At 72.8% G+C, this 22,537-nt stretch carries 19 protein-coding genes; 5 read left to right on the forward strand and 14 right to left on the reverse strand.

The window, feature by feature from the left end:
• Positions 1–6 precede the first annotated feature (6 nt).
• On the reverse strand, positions 7–1,665 hold the full coding sequence (locus tag ACIQOU_RS02860; RefSeq protein ID WP_401533291.1) for a cholesterol oxidase substrate-binding domain-containing protein: 1,659 nt from the start codon (positions 1,663–1,665) through the stop codon (positions 7–9).
• Positions 1,666–1,911: 246 nt separating this feature from the next.
• Here ACIQOU_RS02860 and ACIQOU_RS02865 point away from each other — a divergent pair, with 246 nt between their 5' ends.
• Both ACIQOU_RS02865 and ACIQOU_RS02870 read left to right on the forward strand, forming a co-directional pair.
• Positions 1,912–2,895 carry an aldo/keto reductase gene (locus ACIQOU_RS02865; protein ID WP_401533292.1) on the forward strand — a complete coding sequence of 328 codons (984 nt, stop codon included), beginning with the start codon at positions 1,912–1,914 and terminating at the stop codon, positions 2,893–2,895.
• 86 nt (positions 2,896–2,981) lie between these two features.
• The gene (locus ACIQOU_RS02870; RefSeq protein WP_401533293.1) at positions 2,982–3,524 is read left to right on the forward strand and encodes a DUF6328 family protein; all 543 of its coding nucleotides are present in this window, start codon (positions 2,982–2,984) and stop codon (positions 3,522–3,524) included.
• A gap of 78 nt (positions 3,525–3,602) precedes the next feature.
• Here ACIQOU_RS02870 and ACIQOU_RS02875 read toward each other — a convergent pair whose 3' ends face one another.
• The gene (locus ACIQOU_RS02875; RefSeq protein WP_401533294.1) at positions 3,603–4,652 is read right to left on the reverse strand and encodes a hypothetical protein; all 1,050 of its coding nucleotides are present in this window, start codon (positions 4,650–4,652) and stop codon (positions 3,603–3,605) included.
• A 110-nt stretch (positions 4,653–4,762) separates the two neighbouring features.
• Between ACIQOU_RS02875 and ACIQOU_RS02880 the strand changes: the two genes are divergently transcribed.
• Positions 4,763–6,208 (forward strand): serine hydrolase domain-containing protein, encoded by a 1,446-nt coding sequence (locus tag ACIQOU_RS02880; RefSeq protein ID WP_401533295.1) that lies wholly within the window; start codon positions 4,763–4,765, stop codon positions 6,206–6,208.
• Here the strand turns inward: ACIQOU_RS02880 and ACIQOU_RS02885 are convergent.
• The 6 genes from ACIQOU_RS02885 to ACIQOU_RS02910 form a co-directional block, all read right to left on the reverse strand.
• Positions 6,200–7,795, reverse strand: coding sequence for a serine/threonine protein kinase (locus ACIQOU_RS02885; RefSeq protein WP_401533297.1), 1,596 nt, complete (start codon positions 7,793–7,795; stop codon positions 6,200–6,202). The genes ACIQOU_RS02880 and ACIQOU_RS02885 overlap by 9 nt on opposite strands.
• Positions 7,796–7,927: 132 nt before the next feature.
• Positions 7,928–8,887: a threonine/serine dehydratase gene (locus ACIQOU_RS02890; RefSeq protein WP_401533298.1), complete on the reverse strand. Its 960-nt coding sequence runs from the start codon at positions 8,885–8,887 to the stop codon at positions 7,928–7,930.
• 159 nt (positions 8,888–9,046) lie between these two features.
• Positions 9,047–10,087 (reverse strand): tetratricopeptide repeat protein, encoded by a 1,041-nt coding sequence (locus ACIQOU_RS02895; RefSeq protein ID WP_401533300.1) that lies wholly within the window; start codon positions 10,085–10,087, stop codon positions 9,047–9,049.
• Between the two features lie 197 nt (positions 10,088–10,284).
• On the reverse strand, positions 10,285–10,962 hold the full coding sequence (locus ACIQOU_RS02900; RefSeq protein ID WP_401533301.1) for an AIM24 family protein: 678 nt from the start codon (positions 10,960–10,962) through the stop codon (positions 10,285–10,287).
• 86 nt (positions 10,963–11,048) lie between these two features.
• Entirely contained in the window at positions 11,049–12,371 is a 1,323-nt protein-coding gene (locus ACIQOU_RS02905) for a CAP domain-containing protein (protein ID WP_401533303.1), read from the reverse strand.
• Positions 12,372–12,512: 141 nt separating this feature from the next.
• On the reverse strand, positions 12,513–13,616 hold the full coding sequence (locus tag ACIQOU_RS02910) for a serine hydrolase domain-containing protein (protein WP_401533629.1): 1,104 nt from the start codon (positions 13,614–13,616) through the stop codon (positions 12,513–12,515).
• A 368-nt stretch (positions 13,617–13,984) separates the two neighbouring features.
• Here ACIQOU_RS02910 and ACIQOU_RS02915 point away from each other — a divergent pair, with 368 nt between their 5' ends.
• Positions 13,985–15,757, forward strand: coding sequence for a M4 family metallopeptidase (locus ACIQOU_RS02915; RefSeq protein WP_401533305.1), 1,773 nt, complete (start codon positions 13,985–13,987; stop codon positions 15,755–15,757).
• Positions 15,758–15,876: 119 nt separating this feature from the next.
• Here ACIQOU_RS02915 and ACIQOU_RS02920 read toward each other — a convergent pair whose 3' ends face one another.
• From ACIQOU_RS02920 to ACIQOU_RS02945, 6 genes are all read right to left on the reverse strand, one after another.
• Complete coding sequence (locus tag ACIQOU_RS02920) at positions 15,877–16,227, reverse strand: UBP-type zinc finger domain-containing protein (protein ID WP_401533307.1); 351 nt, start codon at positions 16,225–16,227, stop codon at positions 15,877–15,879.
• Complete coding sequence (locus ACIQOU_RS02925) at positions 16,224–17,681, reverse strand: ATP-binding protein (protein WP_401533308.1); 1,458 nt, start codon at positions 17,679–17,681, stop codon at positions 16,224–16,226. The genes ACIQOU_RS02920 and ACIQOU_RS02925 overlap by 4 nt, the downstream gene beginning before the upstream one ends.
• Positions 17,678–19,354, reverse strand: coding sequence for an FAD-dependent oxidoreductase (locus ACIQOU_RS02930; RefSeq protein ID WP_401533310.1), 1,677 nt, complete (start codon positions 19,352–19,354; stop codon positions 17,678–17,680). The genes ACIQOU_RS02925 and ACIQOU_RS02930 overlap by 4 nt, the downstream gene beginning before the upstream one ends.
• A 137-nt stretch (positions 19,355–19,491) precedes the next feature.
• Positions 19,492–20,727: a DUF4032 domain-containing protein gene (locus ACIQOU_RS02935; RefSeq protein ID WP_401533311.1), complete on the reverse strand. Its 1,236-nt coding sequence runs from the start codon at positions 20,725–20,727 to the stop codon at positions 19,492–19,494.
• Positions 20,728–20,787: 60 nt separating this feature from the next.
• On the reverse strand, positions 20,788–21,534 hold the full coding sequence (locus tag ACIQOU_RS02940; protein ID WP_401533312.1) for an MBL fold metallo-hydrolase: 747 nt from the start codon (positions 21,532–21,534) through the stop codon (positions 20,788–20,790).
• 66 nt (positions 21,535–21,600) lie between these two features.
• The gene (locus ACIQOU_RS02945; RefSeq protein ID WP_401533313.1) at positions 21,601–22,227 is read right to left on the reverse strand and encodes an alpha-ketoglutarate-dependent dioxygenase AlkB; all 627 of its coding nucleotides are present in this window, start codon (positions 22,225–22,227) and stop codon (positions 21,601–21,603) included.
• A 124-nt stretch (positions 22,228–22,351) separates the two neighbouring features.
• Here ACIQOU_RS02945 and ACIQOU_RS02950 point away from each other — a divergent pair, with 124 nt between their 5' ends.
• Positions 22,352–22,528, forward strand: a complete 177-nt coding sequence (locus tag ACIQOU_RS02950) for a hypothetical protein (RefSeq protein ID WP_401533314.1) — start codon at positions 22,352–22,354, stop codon at positions 22,526–22,528.
• Positions 22,529–22,537: the final 9 nt, after the last annotated feature.

Consider the following 22,537-nt stretch of genomic DNA (forward strand, 5'->3'; position numbering starts at 1 on the left):
TTCCTGTCAGCTGAACAGGCGGTCCAGGAACGCGTTTCCGTACACCTGGTGCGGGTCGAGACGGGTCAGGGTGTCGGAGGCCTCACGCCAGACGTCCTGCCCGAACGACGCGGGGATCACCGTGTCGAGCACCTCCTCGTCGGCCCAGGCCGCGTCCCTGGTGTAGCCCCAGCCCTTCGACCACTCGACGCGGGTGCGCGCGTACCGCCCGTCGAAGGTCGCCAGCAGGAACTGCTCCAAGTCCCGCAGGAACGCCTCCGCGTGGGGCGTGCCGGGCATGGTGAGGATGTCCAGCCAGACGGCCGTGTCCCACTCCGGGTGCTCCTCGAACGGGCGGGCGGCCGAGATCAACGGCGTGCGGGCGCCGTCCAGTTCGACGTCGGCCGCGTCGTCGAGCCCGGTCACCCGGAGCTCCACCGTGCCGTTGACCGGGAAGCGGCCCTTCGCGGCGTACGCGTCGAGGAGTTCACGGTAGAAGGACGTGAACTCCGAGACCACGCGCTGGACCTGGGCCCGGCTGGTGTGCAGGGCGTAGCCGTTGGCGGTGAGCCGCAGGGTGGTCGGCCTCAAGTACAGCAGCGCGTTCTTCGACGGACCCCAGATGTCCTTGCTGCCCGTGGCGAGCAACCCCGCCCTGACGGCGGCGAGTTGGGCGTTGCCGAACACCGGCGCCAGATACCAGGCCGTCTTCGTGGCCAGCCGCACGCCGATGTCCGACACCACGGTCGGGAGGTGGTCGGAGAACGGGTAGTTGTACGGGGAGTCGACCTGCCGCGAGGAAGCCGGCTTGGTCGGCGCTATGCTCCACACCTTCAGCCACGGGTGCTCGGTGAAGGCGAACCAGATCGCCTCCACACGCCCCGACTCGTTCAGATAGTGCTCCAGGGTCCGCCCGCTCGAACCGGGCGCCGCGAACAGCTCCTTGGCCGGGATGTCCGTCCGACTCACGCACCGCAGCTGGACGTTGGCGCCCACCCGCAGCACCACCTCGGTCACCAGGGACCGGCCCAGGTGGGTCAACAGGGCGGCGCAGTCGGCCTCGTCGCGGGTGAACGTCCGCAGCGCGTACCGGCCCGCCGCCTCGTCCCACACCACCGCCGTCAGCGACAGCACGAGATTGCTGAGCGAGCCGTACGTGTGCCCGGGCAGCCGCTCCTCACCCACGGCGGGAACGGCGGTGCCGTGCGCGTCGATCGCCAGGGCGCCGCCCAGGGTGATGTCGCCGGGCGCGGGCGTGTGAGTGACGCCGAGCCCGTGTCCCTCCAGGAAGGTGAGCAGGGCCTCCAGGGTGATGCCGGTGCCGGCCCGCACGGCGTTCGTCGCGTCGAGGGAGGCGCCGGTGAGATGCGGGGTGGTGTCGACCAGGATCACGCGGGCGTCGGACGGGGTGCCCTCGGTGATGGTCAGCGGCGCCCAGCCGTGGGACGCGCCGCGCGCCCGGGCCGTCCAGCCGTTGCGCCAGGCCCAGTTGACGACGTCGACCACCTGATCGGGGGAGGTGGGGGCGCAGGCCCACAGGCCGTGGGCGGTGATGTCACCCACCCAGTTCCGGTAGGCCGACCGGTACAGGTCGACGCCGGCCGGGAAGCCCGGCAACTCCTCGGCGGCGACGGCCGGATCGGCGGCGACGAGCACGGGAACGGCGGCCAGTGCGGCGGAGCTCATGAGGAAGCCGCGGCGGGTCCAGGCCGGGTCCGTCACGAGGGCGGATTCCGCGCTGCCGAGGGGAGTTTCCGCGCTGGCGGACGAAAGGTTGTTTGTTGAACGATCAGTCACGCGGACACGCTAAGCAGGCCTTGACGGAGATCGCCGCCGTGTACACCACATTCACCCATATGGGTGGCATATTCATAGCTGGGACCTGGGAAATCGAGGTTCCGCACAGGTTCGGGCGGGTGACAGACTGACGCCATGGACGAGCGCATTTTCGGTAGGACGGGCCAGCGGGCCTCCGTCGTCGGACTCGGTACGTGGCAGCTGGGCGCCGACTGGGGCGACGTCGACGAGAAGGACGCCCTCGCGGTGCTGGAGGCGGCGGCCGAGTCGGGGGTGACCTTCTTCGACACCGCCGACGTCTACGGCGACGGCCGCAGCGAGCAGACCATCGCGACCTTCCTGCGCGGCCGCCCCGACCTGGACCTCACCGTCGCCACCAAGATGGGCCGCCGCGTCGACCAGCTCCCCGAGAACTACGTCCTGGACAACTTCCGCGCCTGGAACGACCGTTCGCGGCGCAACCTCGGCGTCGACCGCATCGACCTGGTCCAGCTGCACTGCCCGCCGACCTCCGTCTACGCCACGGACGCGGTGTTCGACGCGCTCGACACCCTGGTCGCCCAGGAGCGCGTCGCCCACTACGGCGTCAGCGTGGAGACCTGCGCCGAAGCCCTCACCGCGATCGCCCGCCCGAACGTGGCCAGCGTGCAGATCATCCTCAACCCGTTCCGCATGAAGCCCCTCACCGAGGTGCTCCCGGCCGCCGCCGAGGCCGGCGTCGGCATCATCGCCCGCGTCCCCCTCGCCTCCGGCCTGCTGTCCGGCACGTACACCAAGGACACCGTCTTCGCCGCCGACGACCACCGCACCTACAACCGGCACGGCGAGGCCTTCGACGTGGGCGAGACCTTCTCCGGCGTCGACTACGCGACCGGCGTCGAGGCCGCCGCCGAGTTCGCCGCACTCGCCCCCGAGGGATACACCCCGGCCCAGCTCGCCCTGCGCTGGATCATCGGGCAGCCCGGTGTCACCACCGTCATCCCCGGCGCCCGCACCCCCGAGCAGGCCCGCGCCAACGCGGCGGCGGCGGCCCTCCCCGCACCGGACGAGCAGACGCTCACCGCGATCGGCGACCTCTACGACCGGCGCATCAAGGAGCGGGTCGAGGCCCGCTGGTAGAAGCTGGAGGCGACCCGCCCGGGTGCGCCTGCCCTCCAGCACGTCCCCGGGCGGTCGCACCGCGACGGACCGCACCGGGAGGACGGGTGAGCGCCCTGCACGACGACCTCGGTCCTGACGAAGGGCGCGACGAGACCGGGGAGCAGCGCGCCGACCGCATGTGGGGCGAGCTGATCCAGGAGGTCCGCGTCGCCCAGACGGGCGTGCAGATCCTCTTCGGCTTCCTGCTCACGGTCGTCTTCACGCCGCGCTACCCGGGTCTTGACGAGGCCGACCGGGTCATCTACCTCGTCACCGTGGTGCTGGGCGCGAGCGCGACGGGCGCCCTCATCGGCCCGGTCGCCCTGCACCGGCTGGTCTCCGGGCGCCGGGTGAAGACGGACGCGGTGCGCTGGGCGGCCCGGCTCACGCTGGTGGGCCTGGTCCTGCTGTTCGCGACGATGACCTCGGCGTTGCTGCTGGTCCTGCGGGTGGCCACGCGCGACGCGTTCGTGCCGTGGGTGGTCGGCGCCGTGGCCCTCTGGTACGCCCTGTGCTGGCTGGTGCTGCCCCTGTGGGCCAGGCACCGCTACAGCTCCCGTCGCCCCAGGACGCCCCGGCGGAACGGGCCCCGGCAGGACACCCCCTGAACCCGGGCGCCCCCCGGGGTACGGCGGACGGACCCGGACCTCACGGCGCCGGCCCGCCCCGCCGCTCGTTCAGCCCGCTCAGGCGCGGGGCTCGTCGCCGCCCCGGGCGCCGCGCAGGGCGCTGAGGCAGCTGCCGATGGCCTCCTGGAGATCCTCCAGACGCTGCACCATGTCGTCCTCGTAGAAGTCCTGGGCGTCGTCGAAGGTCAGCTCCTCGAACGCCTTGGTCGCCTTCTGGAGGCTGCTGTAGAACCTGGTGCGCTTCTCCTGGACACGGAGTTCGGGGTCGGTCTCGACCGTCTCGACGACCAGCGACTTCATGGTGTCGTAGGCCTCGGTCGCCCACTCGCCGGTGTCCTCGTCGTCGTCCAGCTCGTCGAGCAGCGACAGGTGCCGCTCGGCCTCCTGGCGCAGGTCGGCGGGGGCGTCCAGGGTCTGCCCGGCCGGGGACTTGAACTGTCCGGACTCGGCGATCTGACGCACGTACCCGATCCGGTCGGCCGCCCGGCTCTCGCTCGCGACGGCCTTCTTCAGGTCGTCGGTGCGCACCACGTCCCGCGCCCACTCGGCTTGCAGCTCCGGGTCCTCGCGCACCCGGTCCAGCAGGGCCTGCCGGGCGGCCCGGGCGGTGGAGGGGTCGGCGAGGATCGCGGCCCGCAGCGCGGTCGGGTTCTCGGCGACCTCCAGGGCCTTGGTCGGGCGGATGCCCTCGGCCTCGGCGGCCTCGGTGATGGCGGTGCCGCGTTCGGAGGTGGCGCTGTTGCGGGAGACGTAGTAGTCCAACCAGACGTCGGCGTCCGGGAGTTCGACGTCCTGGCCGGGCGCGAGGGCCTCGAAGAGCGGGACGAGACCGTCGTCGGCGGCCCGGTCCCAGGCCTTGTAGTAGCGCATGACGCGATCGGCGGAGCACCCGGCGAGCTCCGCGAACTCCTTCGCGGACACCTTCGGTGTCTCGTCCGCGCCCTGGCCGCCGGGCCGGACACTGCGCGCCACCATCAGACCGAAGGCCCACCCTCCGGTCCGCGCGTACCCGCCGAACTCCCGCGCGTCCCGCGCGACGAGGTCGGACAACGGCGCGGGGGACGTCGGCACGGTGGACGTCTCGGACGGATCGATCGCAACGGTCACGGATGACTCTCCTGAAGCACGATGGTCGGGGGTGCACCTGCGGTTCGGAAGCCTAACCCCCGGCGGGAGAAGGGCTGGGCGCGACGCGGGTGGTCGGGCAGGATGCCCGTATGAGTGCTCGCCCGCTGCCCAGCGCAGCCCCTGCCGACCAGGGCGTCGACGCCGCCGGAGTCCAGGCCTTCCTCGACGCCGTCGAAGCGGCCCCCAGCATCGAACCGCACAGCCTCATGATCCTGCGCCACGGACGGCTCGTCGCGTCCGGCTGGTGGGCGCCGTTCACGCCGCAGCGCCCGCACCTGCTGTACTCGCTCAGCAAGAGCTTCACCGCGACGGCCGCCGGGATCGCCGCCGGTGAGGGGCTGTTGAACTTCGACGACCCGGTGATCTCCTCCTTCCCGGAGTTCGCCGCCGACATCACCGACCCGCGCAGCCGCGCGATGCGGGTGCGGCACGTGGCGGCCATGGCCAGCGGCCACGAGGCGGAGACCTTCGACCGGGCCCGCGCGCTCGACGCCGAGGAACTGGTCCGGGGTTTCCTGCTGGTGCCGCCGGAGCGCGACCCCGGCACGGTCTTCGCCTACAACCAGCCCGCCACCTTCACCCTCGCCGCGCTCGTGCAGCGGGTCAGCGGCCAGTCACTGGTGGACTATCTGCGCCCCCGGCTCCTCGACCCGCTCGGCATCGGTGAGGTGGCCTGGCAGCGGGACCGGTCCGGGCGCGAGATCGGCTTCAGCGGACTGCACGCCCCCACCGACGCCGTCGCCCGCCTCGGTGAGCTGTATCTGCGCGACGGGATCTGGGAGGGGCGACGGCTGCTGCCCGAGGGGTGGGTGGCCGACGCCAGCCGGGTCCACATCACCACCCACGACGCCCCGGTGGACTGGCTGGGCCGGGACAGCATGTTCGGCTACGGCTACCAGTTCTGGCGGTCCCCGCACGGGTACCGGGGCGACGGCGCGTACGGCCAGTACTGCCTGGTGCTGCCCGAGCAGGACGCCGTGGTGGCGCTGACGTCGGCGAGCCAGGACGCGGGGCTCCTCCTCGACCTGGTCTGGCAGCACCTGCTGCCCGCCTTCGGACCCGGCCCGCTGGCAGGGCGCGAGGAACAGGACACGGCCCTCGCCCAGCGCCTCGCCCGCCTCGCGCTGCCCCCGGCCGACGGCAAGCCCACCCCGCCGGAACGTCAACACGACTGGTCCGGCGCCGAGTTCACCCCGCAGGACGGTGTCTGCGCCGACCAGCCGACGCTCACGTCACTCGCGGTGACCCCGGACGCGGACGGCTGGGCGCTGACGCTGGCCGAGGGGGAACACCGGGTGGAGCTGCGGATGCCGGGGGCGGGCTGGCAGGTCACGGAGGGGAAGGTGCCCGCCGCGGTGAGCGGCGGATGGACAGGACCGGACACCCTCGCGGTGGCGGTGTCGTTCCTGGAGACCCCGCACCGGCTGGAGGTGACCTGCTCGCTGCCGGAGCGCACGTTCACCGCGCGGTGGCACACCGCCCCGCTCAGCGGCGCCCCGCTGCACACACTGCGGGCACCCCGCTCCTCAGACTGAGGTCCTGAACGTCCGGAAGAAGGCGTTCAGCGCCTGCTGGTTGGCCGGCTCGTCCCAGTCGGCGGCCGGGGTGGTCCAGCGCAGCGAGAAACCCCGGCCGCCGCCGAGCAGGAAACCCCGCCCGAGGGTGCGCACCCGCTCCCCGTCGACCGTCGACAGCCACTCCATGTCGGCGGCCGGGTGCCCCTGGTACGTCGTCGCCCTGATGGTGCCGAGCCGCCGGAACCCGGCCTCCCGGGCCAGGCCGGGTTCGACGTCGTCCCGCCAGACGGCGACGGGGTCGTCACCGACGCGCGTGCTGAACGTCACGGCGAGGGTGCGCGGGTCGCCGGGCGCGCCGAACGTCACCCGGGAGGAGAGGCCGCCCGTCCGCGAGGTGTCCAGCGCCGTCCAGCCCTCCGGGAGCGCGACGGCGAAGCCCTCCGGCGACGTGTAGGTGCGGAATCCGGCCGGGAGCGGGGTGGCCGACGGTGACGTGGTCGGGGTCGGCTCGGCGGACGGTGACGTGGTCGGCGTCGCGGCGGGCGGGGCCGGAGCGGGGCTCCCGGTGCCCTCGGTGCGGGTGCCCGAACCGGAGGCGGCGGCGGAGGGGCGGGTGGCGGCGCCGGTGGCGGACTCGTCGTGGCCCGGCATCTCCCGGGTCGCGGCGAGGACGGCCACCACGACCGTCGCCGTGGCCAGCGCGGTGCCGCCGAACAGGGTGCGCCTGCTGCGGCCGGGGCCGCCCGGCGCGCGCGGCTCCCGCACCGGGTCCGGGGCGGCTGCCGGGTCCTCGGACAGGGCGCGGGTGAGGGCGTCGCGGACCACCGGCCGGGTCAGCCGCTCCCGGGAGTTCTTGCGCAGCAGCCCCTGCACGGTCCGGCCGAGCGGCCCCGCCCGCACCGGCGCCCGCAACGGCAGCCGGTCCACGCCCTTCAACGTCGCCTCGGGCCGCTCCCGCTCCCGGAACGGCGCCCGCCCCTCCAGCAGCGTGTACAGGATCGCGCCCAGCGCCCACAGGTCCGCGGCCGGCCCGATCCGCTCGTCCCGCGCCTGCTCGGGCGAGGCGTACGAGGGTGCGGTGAGCCGGGGCGCCAGCGTCGCCCCCGCGAGGCCGAACCCGGTGACGACGACCGAGCCGTCGTCCCGTACGTACACCTGGCCCGGGCTCAACTCCCCGTGGGTGATGCCCTGTCCGTGCGCCACCTCCAGCACGTCGAGCAGCCGCAGCGCGATCCGGGCCGCCCGCGCGGGAGTGAACGTCCCCTGCCGGGTGAGGAGTTCGGCCAGCGGTTCGCCGTCGATCCACTCGGTGACGATCCACAGCGTGCCGCCCTCGGCCACGGCGTCGACGACCGTCGCCACCTCGCCGGGGCACAGCACGGCCATCGTGTCGGACATCCGCAGGGCCCGCCCGGCCACCCGGTGATCGGCGTCCCCTTCGGGATCGAGCGGCAGCAGCATCTCCGTGAGCAGGAAGGGGCGTTGGTCCTCGGTGTCCTTGCCGTACCAGCAGACCCGATTCGTCTCGCGGTGGACCACATCGACGAGTCGGTACCTTCCGGCGACCAACTCCTGCGTGAAGACATGCGCCTTGACCATGGTCATCCCTCGTCGAACCCCTGGTTCTCGCCTTTCCCACAGGTACGCGGAGCGTGACGGGATGTGTTCAAAGAAGCCGCGACCGGAGTGGCCGGAACGCCTCTTTTTCCTTGACGTAGGGTCAACACACCTGTGACATCACCGGAGTTGGAAGCGTTCCGCCCACGCCGTCACCTCGTCGAGCGTCGTGTTGCCCCCGCAGACCACCAGCCCGATCCGGGCCCCGGCGCCGACCCGCTCGACGATCCGGCGGGCCGCCGCCAGTGAGCAGCCGGCGGCGAGTTCGGTCCACACCTTGGCGTGCTCGGCGAGATCGAGGGTGCCCTGGACGGCGTCCCGGTCCGGCACCACGAGGACCTCGTCGACCAGCTCCGCCACCAGATCGTGGGTGAGCCGGGACACCGAGGGCGCGCTGAGCGTCGTCACCACGGACGACAACGGCACCGTCAGCGGACCGCCCGCCGCCAGCGCCCGGGACATCGCCTCGGCGCCCTCGGTCTCCACGCCCCAGATCCGCACCCCCGGCCGCAGCTCCCGCAGCGCCGCCGCCACCCCCGCGATCAGCCCGCCGCCCCCGACACTGACGACGACGTCCGTCAACTCCCCGGCGTCCTCGGCCAGTTCGAGACCGACGGTGCCCTGGGCGGCGATCACCACCGGGTCGTCGAAGGGGTGCACCAGCGTCAGCCCCTCGTCCTGGAGCCGCGTCATCATCGCGAACGCCTCGTCCATACCGTCGGTCAGCCGCAGCGCCGCCCCGGCCGCCTCGACCTGCCCCCGGGCGTACCCGGACGCCGAACGCGGCATGACGACCGTGGCCTTCACGTCCAGGGCGGCGGCCATCACCGCGACCGCGATGCCGTGGTTGCCGCCGCTGACCGCGACCACCCCGGCGGCCCGTTCCCGCTCGCTCAGCGACAGCAGCCTGGCGGTCGCGCCGCGCGCCTTGAACGAGCCGGTGCGCTGGAGGAGTTCGAGCTTGACGGTGACGGGCACCCCGAGCAGCGTCGACAGGCCGGGGCTCGCGAGGGTCGGCGTGCGCACCACATGCCCGGCGATCCGTTCGGCGGCGGCTTCGATCTCCGGCATCCCGATCACGGCGGTCACCTCTCCGGCGCGGGGTGACGGTCCGCGCCATCAGGCACCCTCACCCGGAAGTCACCGCCGGTCAATCGGGCCGGGGGCGGCTTCACCCGTTCCGGTGGGCCAGGAACCCCGGTGCGGACCGAGGCTGAGGCGCCGGGACCGGGTCCGGCGTCACGCCACGGCCGCCGCCACGACGCCGAACTCCTCCTGCGCCCGCGCCACCGACTCCTGCGCGTGCCGCAGCCCGAGCCGGTCCAACTCCGTGGCCAGCGCGGCCAGTTCGGCGGCCGTCTCGGTGCGGTCGCGGCCGAGGCGGGCCAGCGACTTGGCGAGGCCGAGCCGGGACAGCGCCGTCCCGCGCGGCTCGCTCATCGCGTCGAACTCCCCGAGCGCCAGCGCGTACAGGTCCCGGGCCTCGCTCCAACGCCCGGCCCGGTAGAGGACGTTGCCGCGCATCTTGTGGTTGTAGGCCAGCGCGCTGGCCAGATTCATCGCCCGGCACGTGGTCTCCGCCCGGGTCAGCAGCGCGAGCGCCCGCTCGGTGTCGCCGTCCCGCACCGACACGACGTCCGCGAGCCCGCGCAGCGCCCAGGCGTGACCGCGCCGGTCCGCACCCCGCTCGGCTGTCTCCGCCGCCTCCTCGAACAGCGCGAACGCCGTGTCGTACGCCCCGGTGTTGCGGTGGATCTGCGCGATGCCCTCCAGCGCCCACACCGCGTGCCGTGCCTCACCGCGCCCCCTGGCCTCCGCCAGCAGCTGTTCGTGCAGCCGGCGCACCCCCTCGTAGTCCCCCTGGATACGGCCGGTCTCGGCGAGCCCGGCGAGCGCGTAGCTGCGGACGAGGATGTCGCCGCCGCGCTCACCGAAGTCGGCGGCGACCGCGAGCAGACGCCGTGCCCAAGCGAACGAACCCCGCTGCCGGGCGAGGGTGCCGCCGCTCCACAGCGCCCATGCCATGGCCGCGAGGTCGCCGGTCGCGCGCGCGGAGCGGTAGCTCGCCTTCCAGGCACGGTCGGCGTCCTCGATCCGCCCGAGCCGGCGGTGCGCCTCGGCGACCGCGAGCCCGCAGCGGGCCGCCTCCGCGGGCGCGCCGTCCCGCTCGGCCTGCCTCAACTCCCGTGTCGCCAGGGCCAGTACGTCCGTCAGCGAGGAGTTCACCGAGAGGTGGGTGAGGGCGCCCTGATACTCCGGGGCGAATGCCTTGCCGTACATGGGGTCCTTTCGTCCGGTCGCTCGCCGGATGCCCGGGAGCGCTGCACCCACCGTGTATACGCGCTGTGTATACAGGGTGGGTATAGTCGGCTGGAAAAATACCCCGGCCACGGGACCGGGGCATCGCCTTGCTGACGGACAAGACGTCGCGGATGCGAACGAGGTTGCCTAGGAGGCGTAGATCACCTCACCGGAGGTCAGCGCTGCTGCGCCTTCTCCGGTGTCACCTCGCTGGGCCGGACGACGACCACACCGTCGCCCTGGAGCATCAGCTGCACGGCCTCGCCCGAACCGCCGCGCAGCATCGAGCCGATCGACTGCGAGCGGTGCAGCGAGGTCCCCAGGCCCGCCGTCCAGCCGACGACCGCGTCCGTGTCGACGTACACCGGGTACTGCGGCGCGACCGGTATGACCAGCGGGGTGCCCTCACAGACCAGGCCGAGCCTGCCCTGCCCGCTGAAGACGCTGTTGAACAGACCGCCGCCGGTCATGCCCGCGCCCTTCACGGTGCCGATCCGGTACGACAACGAGGCGTCGAAACACAGGACGTTGCGGCCGTTGACCGTGAACTCGTCACCGGGGTCGACGTCGACGATGAAACAGTTCTGCGCCTCGTGCGCGAACCAGGCCTCGCCCTGGCCGCGCACCACCATCAGCGGGAGCCCCTCCCCGGTGACCGCGCGCTTGAGCATGCCGCCCACGCCCTGGCCCTTGCGTTCGAACGTGAGGTTGCCGCGATAGGCGACCATCGCGCCCTGCCGGGCGAACATCTCGCCGTTCACCGCGTACTTGACGCACTTCGAGTTCTCGATGGTCATGCCCGGCGCGGTGGCAGGCTGGACCATGTGCTGGCTGGAAAACAGGTCACCCTTCATGCGGGGCATCCTGGCCCGGACGAGGGCGTTCCGCCAAGATCCGGACCGTATCGATCGTGTCGATCGTGTCGGCCGTGTCGATCGCCTCAGCCGCCGAAGAGTTGGGTCCAGTAGGTGCCCGCCGCGCCGCCGCCCGCGAAGCCGACGCCGAGGTGGGTGAAGTCCGGCCCCAGGATGTTGGCGCGGTGCCCCGGGCTGTTCATCCAGCCCTCGACGACCTCGGCGGGGGAGCGCTGGCCGCAGGCGATGTTCTCGCCGATGGAACGGCGCCGGGCGCCCGCCGCTGCCGCCCGGTCCCAGGGCTCGCCGCCGTCCGGCGCGGTGTGCGCGTAGAACGCCCGCGCCACCATGTCGGCGCTGTGCGCCTGCGCGGCCACGGTGAGCGGCGGGTCGGCGGCCAGCGGACGCAGACCGGCCCGGGTCCGCTCCCGGTTGGTCAGATCGAGGACCTCGGCGGCCGTCCGGGTCAGCCCCCCGGGCGTGAGGGGGCTCGCCCACAGCGCGGTCCAGAAGGTGTCACCGGTACGGCCGTCCCGGACGTACCCGATCCCGGCGTGGGTGAACTCCCTGGTGAGAAGCGTTCGTCGGGCCCGTCCGTCGGCGAGGCAGTGGTCGACGAACTCGGCCGGTGCGCGCGGCCCCGACACCAGGTGCTCGCCGATCACCAGGTACGCGTACCCGGCGTCGGTGACCCGCCGGAAGACGGAGGTGCCGTCCCCGGTCTCGACGCCGAGACCGCCCCCGGCGGCCATGGCGGCGGCGTGCGCGCGGGCGGCGGCCGTGAGCCGCGCGTCGAGCGAGACGGGAGGCGAACCGGCGCCCGCCCGGGCCGGGTTGACCAGACCCAGGAAGCCGTCGGGGCCGGGGGAGGGGGCGGACAGGGCGGCCGGAGCGCCGGGTGCGGCCGGGTGTCCTGACGGCGCGGGTGGCTCGTCCGTGATGTCCACGCCGAAGTCCCGGGCTATTCCGGCGAGTCCGTCGGCGTACCCCTGGCCCAGCGCGCGCAGCTTCCAGGCGCCGCCGCGCCGGTAGATCTCGGCGAGCAGCAGCACCGTCTCCCGCCGGGGGCGCGGTGGGGCGAACCGGGCCAGCGGGTGACCGCCCCGGGCGCTGAGGTGGAGGGTGGGGGAGGGGAGGCCGCCCAGCGGCGTGCCGGGTTCGGCCGGGCTGACGACGACCGTGACCCTGCTCGCCCCGGCGCGCAGCCCGGTCGGATCGACGGTCAGGGTGTCGCCGTCGAGCCGGGCGCCGGGCGCGGTGGGCTGGTTGTAGAACACGAAGTCGCCGTCGCCGCCGACCTTTCCGCTGTCGTCGGTGATGAGCGCCGACACGTCGAAGGGGCCGGGCACCCGGACGCTCACGGCGCCGTCCGGGAGCGGCATGGTGCCGCCGGGGACCAACTCGCTCATGGTGCCGCCCTGCTGTCTCGACGTCCGGGCCCCGGTGGGGTCGTCAGGACAACGTCCGGCGGGGCGGACCGGGTTCCCGGCCGGGGCGACCTCCCGGCCGGGCCGGTCGCTCAGCCAAGGTGCGCTCTCGGGCGGGCCGGTTCAGTGCGGCCGTTTCCCGCAGAACGCCGACTCCAGGGTGGCCAGCATGGTGTCGAGGACCCGGCCGTTGTTGGACGTGGTGGCGAGTGCCGTGAGGCTGCGGCGGCCGTCCTTCGTCGCGAACGCGTACGTGTAGTAGCCCTGGACCGCGCCCGTGTGCCCGTACACCCGGACCCCGCAGGACAGCTCCCGGCGCCGCAGGCCGAGCCCGTACGCCTGGCTGTCGTCGACGCGGATCATGTGCCGCATCTCGCGCAGCGACGCGGGCGAGGTGAGCCGGCCGGAGAGCAGCGCGGACAGGAACCGGTCGACATCGCGGGTGCTGGAGATGATCGCGCCCGCGCTCTGCGCCCAGGACGCGGTCTGGTCGGTCGCGTCGACGAGCGGCGCCCCCACCCGGTCCGGGGTGAGATAGCCGCGCGCGTGCCGCCCGGGGATACGGGTGCGGGGATGGACGTAGAACGTGTCGCGCAGGCCCAGTGGCTTGAAAACGCGGTTCTGGAACTCGGTCCGTACGGTGTGCCCGGTCAGTTTCTCGATGAGCATGCCGACGACGACGAAGTTGGTGTTCGAGTAGGAGTAGGCGGCGCCCGGCCGGTTGGTGCGCGGGTGGCGGAGCGAACGGCCCACCAGCCGGCGGTAGGTGAAGACCTCGCGGCGGACCGACTCGAAGCCGGGGACCGTCCGGGCGAACAGGTCGTTCGCGTAGTCGTACAGGCCGCTGCGGTGGCCCAGCACGTGCCGCACCGTGATCCGGCGGTCCGGCAGCAGGCCGGGGAGATAACGGTTCACCGGGGCGTCGAGCCGCAGCCGCCCCTCGGCCGCCAACTGCATCAGCACCACCGCCGAGAAGGTCTTGGTGACACTCCCGATCCGGAACCGGTCACCGTCGCTCAACGCCCGTCCGGTGCGCCGGTCCGCGACGCCCACCGCCACCCGCCGGACCGTCCCGTGGTCGTCGATCCGGGCCATGGCACCCGGCGCGCCCTGGGCGACCGCCGTGCGCAACACCCCGCGCAGCCCTGTGAGATCGGGCCTCGGCAGCGTCCCGGCCGGAGCCGGGGGCGCCGCGTGCGCGGGGAGGGAGAGGAGACAGAGCAGCAGCGCCGTCGCGAGGACGGCCGCCCCGCGCCCGGCCCGTCCCGGCCGCGGGGAGCCGCCGAATCCAGGTAGGAGATGGATCACATTCAAGCCAGGGAACCTTTCTTCCGTCTCGTCACCTCTCCCCAGTCGACGCACGATGGGTCACCCGGTGATCACCGACGGGAGTGGATTGGCAAAGTATTGCCATACATCACACCGGAACCGATCATTTCGGCTTTACATGAGCATGACTCACTCGAAAGGGTTTCGCCTGGGGCCCGACCAGCCCCCTTGGCGCTCAACGGCGCCCTGTCCCAAGGCGGTTGCCGGTCCGGGCCCGCCTTGCCACGGAGGGACCCTCAGCAGTGCGGAGAGCACACATACGCAGCATGGCGGTCGCCGTCGCCGTGACGACGGCCGCCACGGGCCTCGCGGGCACCGCCCTCGCGCAGCCCGCCACGGGGAAGGCCCACACGAGCCCGGCGGCCGACACCGCGTCCATCGTCACCGCCGCCCGCGCCGCCGCCTTCGCCCACGCCGCCGCGACCGGCGTCTCCCCGGACGACCGGCTCCAGGCGCGGGACGTCATGATCGACCCGGAGGGCGCCCGGCACGTCCGCTTCGCCCGCACCCACGCCGGTCTCGCGGTCCTCGGTGGCGACCTGGTCGTCCACCTCTCCCGTCGGCTGACGTACACCGGCGTCACCCGCGCCGCCGACCACACCGTGGCCCCGGCCACCACCACCGCCACGCTCACCCCCGCGCAGGCCGAGCGGAAGGCCGCCTTGGCCGCGCACGGCGACGCGGGCACCGCCCACCTCGTCGTCGACGCCCGCTCCACCACCGCGACCCTGGCCTACCAGGTCACCGTCGCCGACAGCGCTACCTCCGAGGGCACCGGCTCCCGGACCGTCGTCGTCGACGCCCGCACCGGCACGATCCTCAGCAGCATGCCCGACGCCGACGGGTTCCTGTCGCCGAAGCTCCTCGACACCCTGCGCGAACGCGGCGAGACGATGGACCCGGCCACCGGCACCGCCCCCGCCGGCGCCCCCGCCGCACTGAGCGCCGCGCCCGCCGCCGCTGCCGTGCGCTACCCGAAGACGGTGACCGGCAGCGGCAGGTCCCTCTTCCTCGGCACGGTCGGACTGACCGTCAGCCAGACGGCCCGCACCAGCTTCCTGCTCAAGGACCCCACCCGGTACGGCACCGAGACCCGCGACGCCAAGGGCAGCTCCACCGAGAACTTCGCCACCGGCAAGAAGATCACCAGCACCACCAGCACCTTCGGCAACGGCGCCACCGGCAACCGGGCCAGCGCCGCCGCCGACGCGCAGTTCGGCATCACGAAGACCCTGGACTTCTACAAGAAGACCTTCGGGCGCAAGGGCATCGCGAACACCAGCAAGCCCGCGCAGGCCATGGTCCACTGGGGCAACAAGGTCGGCAACGCGTTCTGGGACCCGACCTGCGGCTGCATGCTGTACGGCGACGGGGACGGCGGCACGTTCAAGAAGCCGCTCGTCGTCCTCGACGTCACCGGCCATGAACTCACCCACGGTGTGGTGGACGCGACCGCGAAGCTGGAACCGACCTTCACCGACGTCGCCGGCAACCAGTACGGCGAACCCGGGGCGCTGAACGAATCCCTCGCCGATATCTTCGGCTCCAACGTCGAGTTCTCCGCCAACAACGCCAAGAACCCGCCGAACTACCTGATCGGCGAGAAGCTCGGCCTCGCCCAGACATTCCTGCGCCGCCTGGACCACCCCTCCCTCGACAAGCTCGAAGGCACCGTCGACTACTGGTCGCCCGCGACCTATGCCGCCGAGGTGCACGCCGGGTCCGGTGTCTCCTCGCACGCGTACTACCTGCTCGCCGAGGGCAGCGGCCGCAAGAAGATCGGCGCCACCACCTACGACTCGCCCACCTACGACGGGTCCACGCTCAAGGGCATCGGCCGCACCAAGGCCACCGCGATCTTCTACCGGGCCCTGACCCGCTACATGGTCTCCACCACCGACTTCCACGGCGCGCGCACCGCGACCCTGAAGGCGGCCAAGGACCTCTACGGCGCCACCAGCACCGAATACCGGACCGTCGACCGGGCCTGGGCGGACGTCAACGTCACCCAGGCCAACGCCTCGACCGCCCGCCACTGACGGCCACGGCAGGGCAACGCCCGATACGGCACGGCTCGGACGCGGGGAACGGCGAGCCGGGCGACCTGGACGACAGGGCGCCCGGCTCGGCCGACGCCGACCGGCCCGCAACCCGCCGTTCAGCGCAGGGTGTTGGCCCAGTCGGCCGGGACACGGCCCGCGGGTCCCGGCGTCGGCTGGTCGGCCGGGTGGCTGGCGGGCGGGGCCAACTCCGGGCCCTTCTCGTAGAGTTCGTTCGTGGTGAAGTCCCAGAACCACTCCTCGCCCGGCTCGAAGCTGCGGATCACGGGATGGCCGCTCTCCTGATGGTGGGCGGTGGCGTGCCGGCCGGGCGAGTCGTCGCAGCAGCCGATGTGACCGCACTGCGCGCAGCGCCGCAGATGGAACCACCACCCGCCGCTCGCGTCGCACTCGACGCACCCGGCGCCGCTCGGCGGGACGCTGGTGTCGATGCCGTTGCCGCTGGTCATGAGGGCTCCTCGGGGGTCTCGTCGGACGGGTCGGTGAGCGGCAGCAGGACCTGGAAACGGGTGTCGCCCGGCGCCGACTCCACCTGGAGGGTGCCGTGATGCTTGTTGACCACGATCCGCCAGGAGATGTCGAGGCCGAGCCCGGTGCCCTCACCGACCGGCTTGGTGGTGAAGAACGGGTCGAAGATCCGGCCCCGGATCTCCTGCGGCACCCCGGGCCCGGTGTCCCGGAACTCCACCAGCAGACGGTCGTGCTCCCGGGCCGTGCGTACCGTCAACGTGCCGTCCCCACCGGTGCTGTTGATGGCGGAGACCGCGTTGTCGACGAGGTTGGTCCACACCTGGTTCAGCTCGGCCGGGTGGGCGGGGATGCGCGGCAGGCTCCGGTCGTAGTCCTTGACGACCTCGATGCGCTTGCCGATCTTCCCGGACAGCATCAGCAGCGTGCTGTCGAGGAGTTCGTGGACGTCCGCGTGCTGGAAGGGGGCGCGGTCCAGCTGCGCGTACTGCTTGGCGGCGCCGACGAGCTGCGAGATCCGGGTGGTGGAGTCCTCGATCTCGTCCATCAACAGCTCGGTCTCCACCGTGTAGTTGAGCCAGCCGATCGCACCGGGCAGGATCGTCGCATCGACCGCCGCCGCGACCTGCTCCAGCCAGTCCACGTCGAGACCGGCCTGCACGAAGGTCGGCGCGAGCCGCCAGCCGTCCGGGATGCCGTGGTCGTCGAGCCAGTCGCCGAGCGCGTCCTCCCGGTCGGACGCCTCCAGCGGGCTCAACGTCGGCGCCTTGGCGACCTGTTCGGCGGTGCGCTCCTGCACCTCGATCAGCTTGACGAGCGCCTCGCGCGGGAACGGTCCCGCCGAGATCACGCCCAGCTTGTGCCGCATCTTCGCGACGCGCTCGCGCAGGGTGGCGGTGGCGCGGACGGCGGCCGCCGCCGGGTTGTTCAGCTCGTGCGTGAGCCCGGCCGACAACGAACCGAGCGCCAGCAGCCGTTCCCGCTGCCCGATGGTGCGCTGGGCGCTCTTGGAACCGAAGAACACCCCTTCCAGCAGATGCACCGCCATCGGGAACCACGCGTGCATGATGTCCGCGAACGTGTCCGCGGGCAGCACGAAGAACCGCGTCGGCTCCGTCACCCGCATCGAGTTGTTGTAGACCTGCCGGACCCGGTCTCCGATGTAGGCCTGCATCGCCCCCGAATACACCCCGGGCTGCGAGGTGCGGGTCACCTCGACATCGTCGCCGCCGACCCGGCGGGAGAGCACCACCGTGCCCTCGATCAGCACGTAGAAGCAGGTCGCGGGGTCGCCCTCGGCGTACACCGGGCCCGGCGCGAACCGCTCCACCCGCCCCTCCGCGCACAGCCTGCCGAGCTGCTCGGGGGTGAGCTTCTCGAACAGGAACAGCGCCCCGATCTCCCGGGGGCTGCACGGCATCACCTGCCCGCTCATGACTGCTCCAGATACCGGTGGACGAGCATGACGGCCATGGCTCCCTCTCCGACGGCGGACGCGACCCGCTTGGCGGACTCCGCGCGGGCGTCGCCCGCCACGAACACCCCGGGCACGTTGGTCTCCAGGTGGTACGGCGGCCGGTCCAGCTCCCAGTTGGCCGGCGGGCGCCCGTCGGCGGTCAGGTCGGGCCCGGTCAGGATGAACCCGTGCGCGTCCCGCAGCACCGTCCCGTCCAGCCACTGGGTGAGCGGAGCCGCGCCGATGAAGACGAACATCCACTGCGCGTCGACCAGTTCACTGCCCCCGCTGTCCACGTCGCGCAGGGTGAGCCGCTCCAGATGACCGTCGCCGTGCACGGACTCGACGACGGTACGGGTGCGGACCGAGATGTTCGGCGCCTCGTTGATCTGCTGGACCAGGTAGTACGACATCGACGCGGTCAGGTCGGCGCCGCGCACCAGCAGCGTCACCGACTTGGCGCCCCGGGACAGATACATCGCCGCCTGCCCGGCCGAGTTGGCGCCGCCCACGATGTACACGTCGTGGCCCTGGCAGGAGGCCGCCTCGGTCAGCGCCGACCCGTAGAACACCCCGCAGCCGGTCAGATCGGCCGTGCCCGGGGCGTCCAGCTGACGGTAGGAGACGCCGGTCGCCAGGATCACGCTGTGCGCGGCGACCTCGGAGCCGTCGGAGAAGCGCACGGTGCGGGCGGCGCCGTTGACCTCAAGGCCGGTCACCTCGCGGGCGGTGAGGATCTCCGCGCCGAACTTCGCGGCCTGCCGCCGGGCCCGGTCGGTGAGCTGGGCGCCGGAGACGCCGTCGGGGAAGCCGAGGTAGTTCTCGATGCGGGAGCTCTGCCCGGCCTGCCCCCCGGTCGCCGACCGCTCCACCAGGACCGTGCGCAGCCCTTCCGACGCCCCGTACACGGCGGCCCCGAGCCCGGCCGGGCCGCCGCCGATGACGACCAGGTCGTAGAAGTCGGCCTCCGGTGTCGTCGCCAGGCCCACCCGCGCGGCCAGTTCGGGCGCCTCCGGCTCGATCAGCGGCGTGCCGTCCGGCGTGACCACCAGCGGCAGCCGCTGCCCGTCCTGCCCGGCCGCCGTGAGCAGCCGCCGGCCCTCCGGCTCGTCGGCCGAGTACCAGCGGTAGGGCACCTGGTTGCGGGCCAGGAACTCCCGCACCTCGGAGGACCGCGCCGACCAGCGGTGACCGACCACCTTGGTGGCGGGCACCGGCCGGAAGTCGCTGCACCGCCACGCCTGGAGCAGATCGTCGAGCACCGGATAGAGCTTCTCCTCGGGCGGGTCCCACGGCTTGAGGAGATAGTGGTCGACGTCGACGACGTTGATCGCGTCGATCGCCGCCTCGGTGTCCGCGTACGCGGTCAGCAGCACCCGCCGGGCGCCCGGATACACGTCCAGGGCCTGTTCGAGGAACTCGATGCCGTTCATCTGCGGCATCCGGTAGTCGGCCAGGATCACGGCCACCAGGTCACCGCGGAGCTTCAGCTCCCGCAGCGCCTCCAGCGCGGACGCGCCGGACTCGGCCCGCACGATCCGGTAGGACTCGCCGTAACGCCGCCGCAGGTCACGGGCGACGGCGCGGGAGACCCCCGGATCGTCGTCCACGGTCATGATGACGGTCCGCGTGGCGTCGGACACCTCTGCCATACGTCTCCACCCCGAGTGCTCCGACCGGCGTCCGGGCGAGCCCTGGAACCGAGGGGCGGCCACCGCGCCGGCTCACGCCCATCGTATGTTCGATCGCCCGCGCCCGCCTCGGCCGGGAACCCGGACGACCGCCCGCCTCACTCCGCGGTCGTGGGCTGGAGCGTCTCGCGCGCGGTGGGCAGGATGTTGCGGATGTAGTCGGCGACGGCCGTCTCCAGGCCGATGTCGTGCTGTGCGTGCTCGGACAGGTACCAGCGGTGTTCGAGCAGCTCGTGGTAGATCTCCGCCGCGTCCATCGCCCCGCGCAGCTCCAACGGCACCTCCCGCACCGTCGGCCGGAACACGTCCCGCACCCAGCGGTGGGCAAGCACCTCGGGGCGGGCGGTGAGGGGATCACCGGGGGCGTAGTCGTCCTGGGTGGCCATCCAGCTCTCCAGGTCGCTCAGCAGCCGCCGCGCCTGGTTCTCCTCGGTGTCCAGGCCGGTCAGCCGCAGCAGCTGGCGCTGGTGGTGCCCGGCGTCGACGACCTTGGGGACGAACGTGACGGTGTCGCCGTTGGAGGAGTGCTGGATCTGCATCTCGGCGACGTCGAAGCCGAGGTCGTTGAGGCGGCGGATGCGGCGTTCGATGTAGTGGTACTTGCCGGCCGGATACACCGAGGTGCGCGTCAGTTCGTCCCACAGACCCCGGTAGCGGGCACAGATCTCCATGCCGAACTCGATCGGGTCGACGGACGGGTGCAGCGCCCCGGCGGCCTCCAGGTCGAGGAGTTCCCCGCTGATGTTCACGCGCGCGAGGTCGAGGTCGTACTCGCGCTGCCCGTCGCTCAGCCGGGCGTGCAGGTCGCCGGTCTCGGCGTCGACGAGATAGGCCGCGTAGGCGCCCGCGTCGCGCCGGAAGAGGGTGTTGGACAGCGAGCAGTCGCCCCACGCGAACCCGGCCAGGTGCAGCCGGACCAGGAGCACGGCCAGGGCGTCCATCAGCCGGTGCATGGTGGCCGGACGCATCGTCGTCTCGAACATCGACCGGTACGGCTGCGACCCGCGCAGATGCCGGGTGACCAGCACGGATTCCAGCGGGGCGCCGGAGTCGTCGGCGCGTCCGGTCAGCACGGCCAGCGGGTCGACGGCAGGGATGCCGAGCCGGTCCAGGTCGCGCAGGAGTTCGTACTCGCGCAGCGCCGGGCGCTCGGCGAGTTCCTTGACGGCGATGACCTCGTCGCCGGCCCGCGCGTAGCGCACGACGTGGCGCGATATGCCGCGCGGCAGCGGCACGAGGTACGCCTCGGGCCACTCCTCCAGGGGCAGATGCCAGGGCAGCTCCAGCAGGAGCGCGGGGTGCTCCGGGTTCGTCGCGCTGATCTGAAGGGCCATGGGTCGGGTGTCCTCGTCTCGCGGGAGAAGTCAGCTCACTTCGGTGAAAGTCAGCTCACTTTAAAGGGCGCGTTCCCTGGCCAGAAGGGCCGCTTCACGGACCGGACCGCGGTGCGCGGGCCCATGCCCCGGCAGGACCAGCTCGCCGTCCAGCGCGGCCAGCACGTCCAGTGAGGCCACCGCGCGGTCCCGCTCGTGGTGGAACATCGCCGGCAGCAGCTGCGGCCCCCGCACCCGGGACGTCGGATGCCCGGTGACCAGCGCGTCGCCGCTGACCACCACCCCGGCGCCCGGCAGGTGGAAGGCGGCGTGCCCGTCGGTGTGCCCCGGCGTCGCCACCGGCACCGGACGCCCGGGCAGATCCAGCGCCCCGCAGCAGGGGAACGCCTCGGGGCTCGCGACCGGGACCTCGGCCGTGCCCCCGGAGCGCAGCGCGCGCACCGCCCACGGCAGCACCCCCGGACGCCAGCTCTCCCGCAGCACCTGCCGTGCCGTCACCTGCTGGCGGAACTCCCGCCGGGCGTGCGGCACTTCGGCCCAGTGCAGATACACCGGCGTGCCGTAGACATGGCGCAGATACTCGGCGGAGCCCAGGTGGTCGGTGTGCGCGTGGGTGAGCAGCACCGCGGCGACCGCCTCCGGTGCCCCGCCCACCGCCGTGAGCGAGGCGAGCAGCCGCTCCCGGTCGCCCGGGTACCCGGTGTCGACGAGCGTGAGCTGATCGCCCTCCGTGAGGATCACCCAGTTCGTGTCAGCGCCGCGCACCAGATGGATGCCGTCGGCGACCTGCCGCACCTCTGCCCGCATGATGACCCCGCGTCCCGAAGGGTTCCCGCCTGTCCGACGCGACCAGCAAAGCAGACGGCACCGGTCTCAGCGCACGCCACGCGGCCGGAACTGCACGCTCACCCTCGGCCCCACCGCCCGGGCGCTCTTGGGCACGCGGTGCTCCCAGGTCCGCTGGCAGGAGCCGCCCATCACGATCAGGTCGCCGTGCCCCAGCGACCGGCGGACCGTGTCGCCGCCCCCGGCCGGACGCAGCAGCAGATCCCGGGGCGCGCCCACCGAGAGGATCGCGACCATGGTGTCCTCGCGCGCGCCCCGCCCGGACCGGTCGCCGTGCCAGGCCACGCTGTCCCGGCCGTCCCGGTAGTGGCACAGCCCCGCCGTGGTGAACGGCTCACGCAGCTCGTGGGCGTAGTGCGCGCCGAGCGCGTCCCGGGCCTCGGCCAGCACCGGATGCGGCAGCGGCTCGCCGGGGCCGTAGAACGCGAGCAGCCGGGGAACGTCGACGACCCGCTCGTACAGGGTGCGGCGTTCCGCGCGCCAGGGGACCTCGGCGGCCAGTTCGGCGTACAGGGCGTCCGAGCCGGTCAGCCAGCCCGGCAGCACGTCGATCCAGGCGCCGTCGCCGAGCACGGTGCGCCGCATGGCGTCGAGCGGGCCGAGGCGCGGCCCCTCGTCCTGGTCGAACAGCGAGCCCTGGAGGTGCGTGGTCATGTGCTCCAGCGTACCCCTTAATCGAACACGCGTTCCTTTTCGGGGGTGGGGCGGAGATCCTCGCCCCCAGCCCGGGGACGCCTCGCCGTATCCGATACATTCGCTCATCGAACGGAGGTGCGGCGTGCCGGAAGGAACGGCCGGGGCGGCCGGGCGGGTGACCGGGCGCCGGGTGCGGACCGGGGCCGACCTGCTGGACGCCGTGGGCGCCGGGTGCGCTGTGTTCTCCGTGTGCGCCGCCCAAGGGTGCGGGCGCGTCTCCGTCGAGGAGGTCCGCGCACGCCACCCTCACTCACCTTGAGAAAGGCAA

The sequence above is a fragment of the Streptomyces sp. NPDC091279 genome, assembly GCF_044757465.1.
In the GTDB taxonomy this organism is placed as follows: domain Bacteria; phylum Actinomycetota; class Actinomycetes; order Streptomycetales; family Streptomycetaceae; genus Streptomyces.

Coding starts and splice junctions, on each gene's coding strand:
- ACIQOU_RS02860 (WP_401533291.1), bottom strand. CDS start 1,665: ATGAGCTCCGCCGCACTGGCCGCCGTTCCCGTGCTCGTCGCCGCCGAT.
- ACIQOU_RS02865 (WP_401533292.1), top strand. CDS start 1,912: ATGGACGAGCGCATTTTCGGTAGGACGGGCCAGCGGGCCTCCGTCGTC.
- ACIQOU_RS02880 (WP_401533295.1), top strand. CDS start 4,763: ATGAGTGCTCGCCCGCTGCCCAGCGCAGCCCCTGCCGACCAGGGCGTC.
- ACIQOU_RS02885 (WP_401533297.1), bottom strand. CDS start 7,795: ATGACCATGGTCAAGGCGCATGTCTTCACGCAGGAGTTGGTCGCCGGA.
- ACIQOU_RS02895 (WP_401533300.1), bottom strand. CDS start 10,087: ATGTACGGCAAGGCATTCGCCCCGGAGTATCAGGGCGCCCTCACCCAC.
- ACIQOU_RS02900 (WP_401533301.1), bottom strand. CDS start 10,962: ATGAAGGGTGACCTGTTTTCCAGCCAGCACATGGTCCAGCCTGCCACC.
- ACIQOU_RS02905 (WP_401533303.1), bottom strand. CDS start 12,371: ATGAGCGAGTTGGTCCCCGGCGGCACCATGCCGCTCCCGGACGGCGCC.
- ACIQOU_RS02915 (WP_401533305.1), top strand. CDS start 13,985: ATGGCGGTCGCCGTCGCCGTGACGACGGCCGCCACGGGCCTCGCGGGC.
- ACIQOU_RS02920 (WP_401533307.1), bottom strand. CDS start 16,227: ATGACCAGCGGCAACGGCATCGACACCAGCGTCCCGCCGAGCGGCGCC.
- ACIQOU_RS02925 (WP_401533308.1), bottom strand. CDS start 17,681: ATGAGCGGGCAGGTGATGCCGTGCAGCCCCCGGGAGATCGGGGCGCTG.
- ACIQOU_RS02930 (WP_401533310.1), bottom strand. CDS start 19,354: ATGGCAGAGGTGTCCGACGCCACGCGGACCGTCATCATGACCGTGGAC.
- ACIQOU_RS02935 (WP_401533311.1), bottom strand. CDS start 20,727: ATGGCCCTTCAGATCAGCGCGACGAACCCGGAGCACCCCGCGCTCCTG.
- ACIQOU_RS02940 (WP_401533312.1), bottom strand. CDS start 21,534: ATGCGGGCAGAGGTGCGGCAGGTCGCCGACGGCATCCATCTGGTGCGC.
- ACIQOU_RS02945 (WP_401533313.1), bottom strand. CDS start 22,227: ATGACCACGCACCTCCAGGGCTCGCTGTTCGACCAGGACGAGGGGCCG.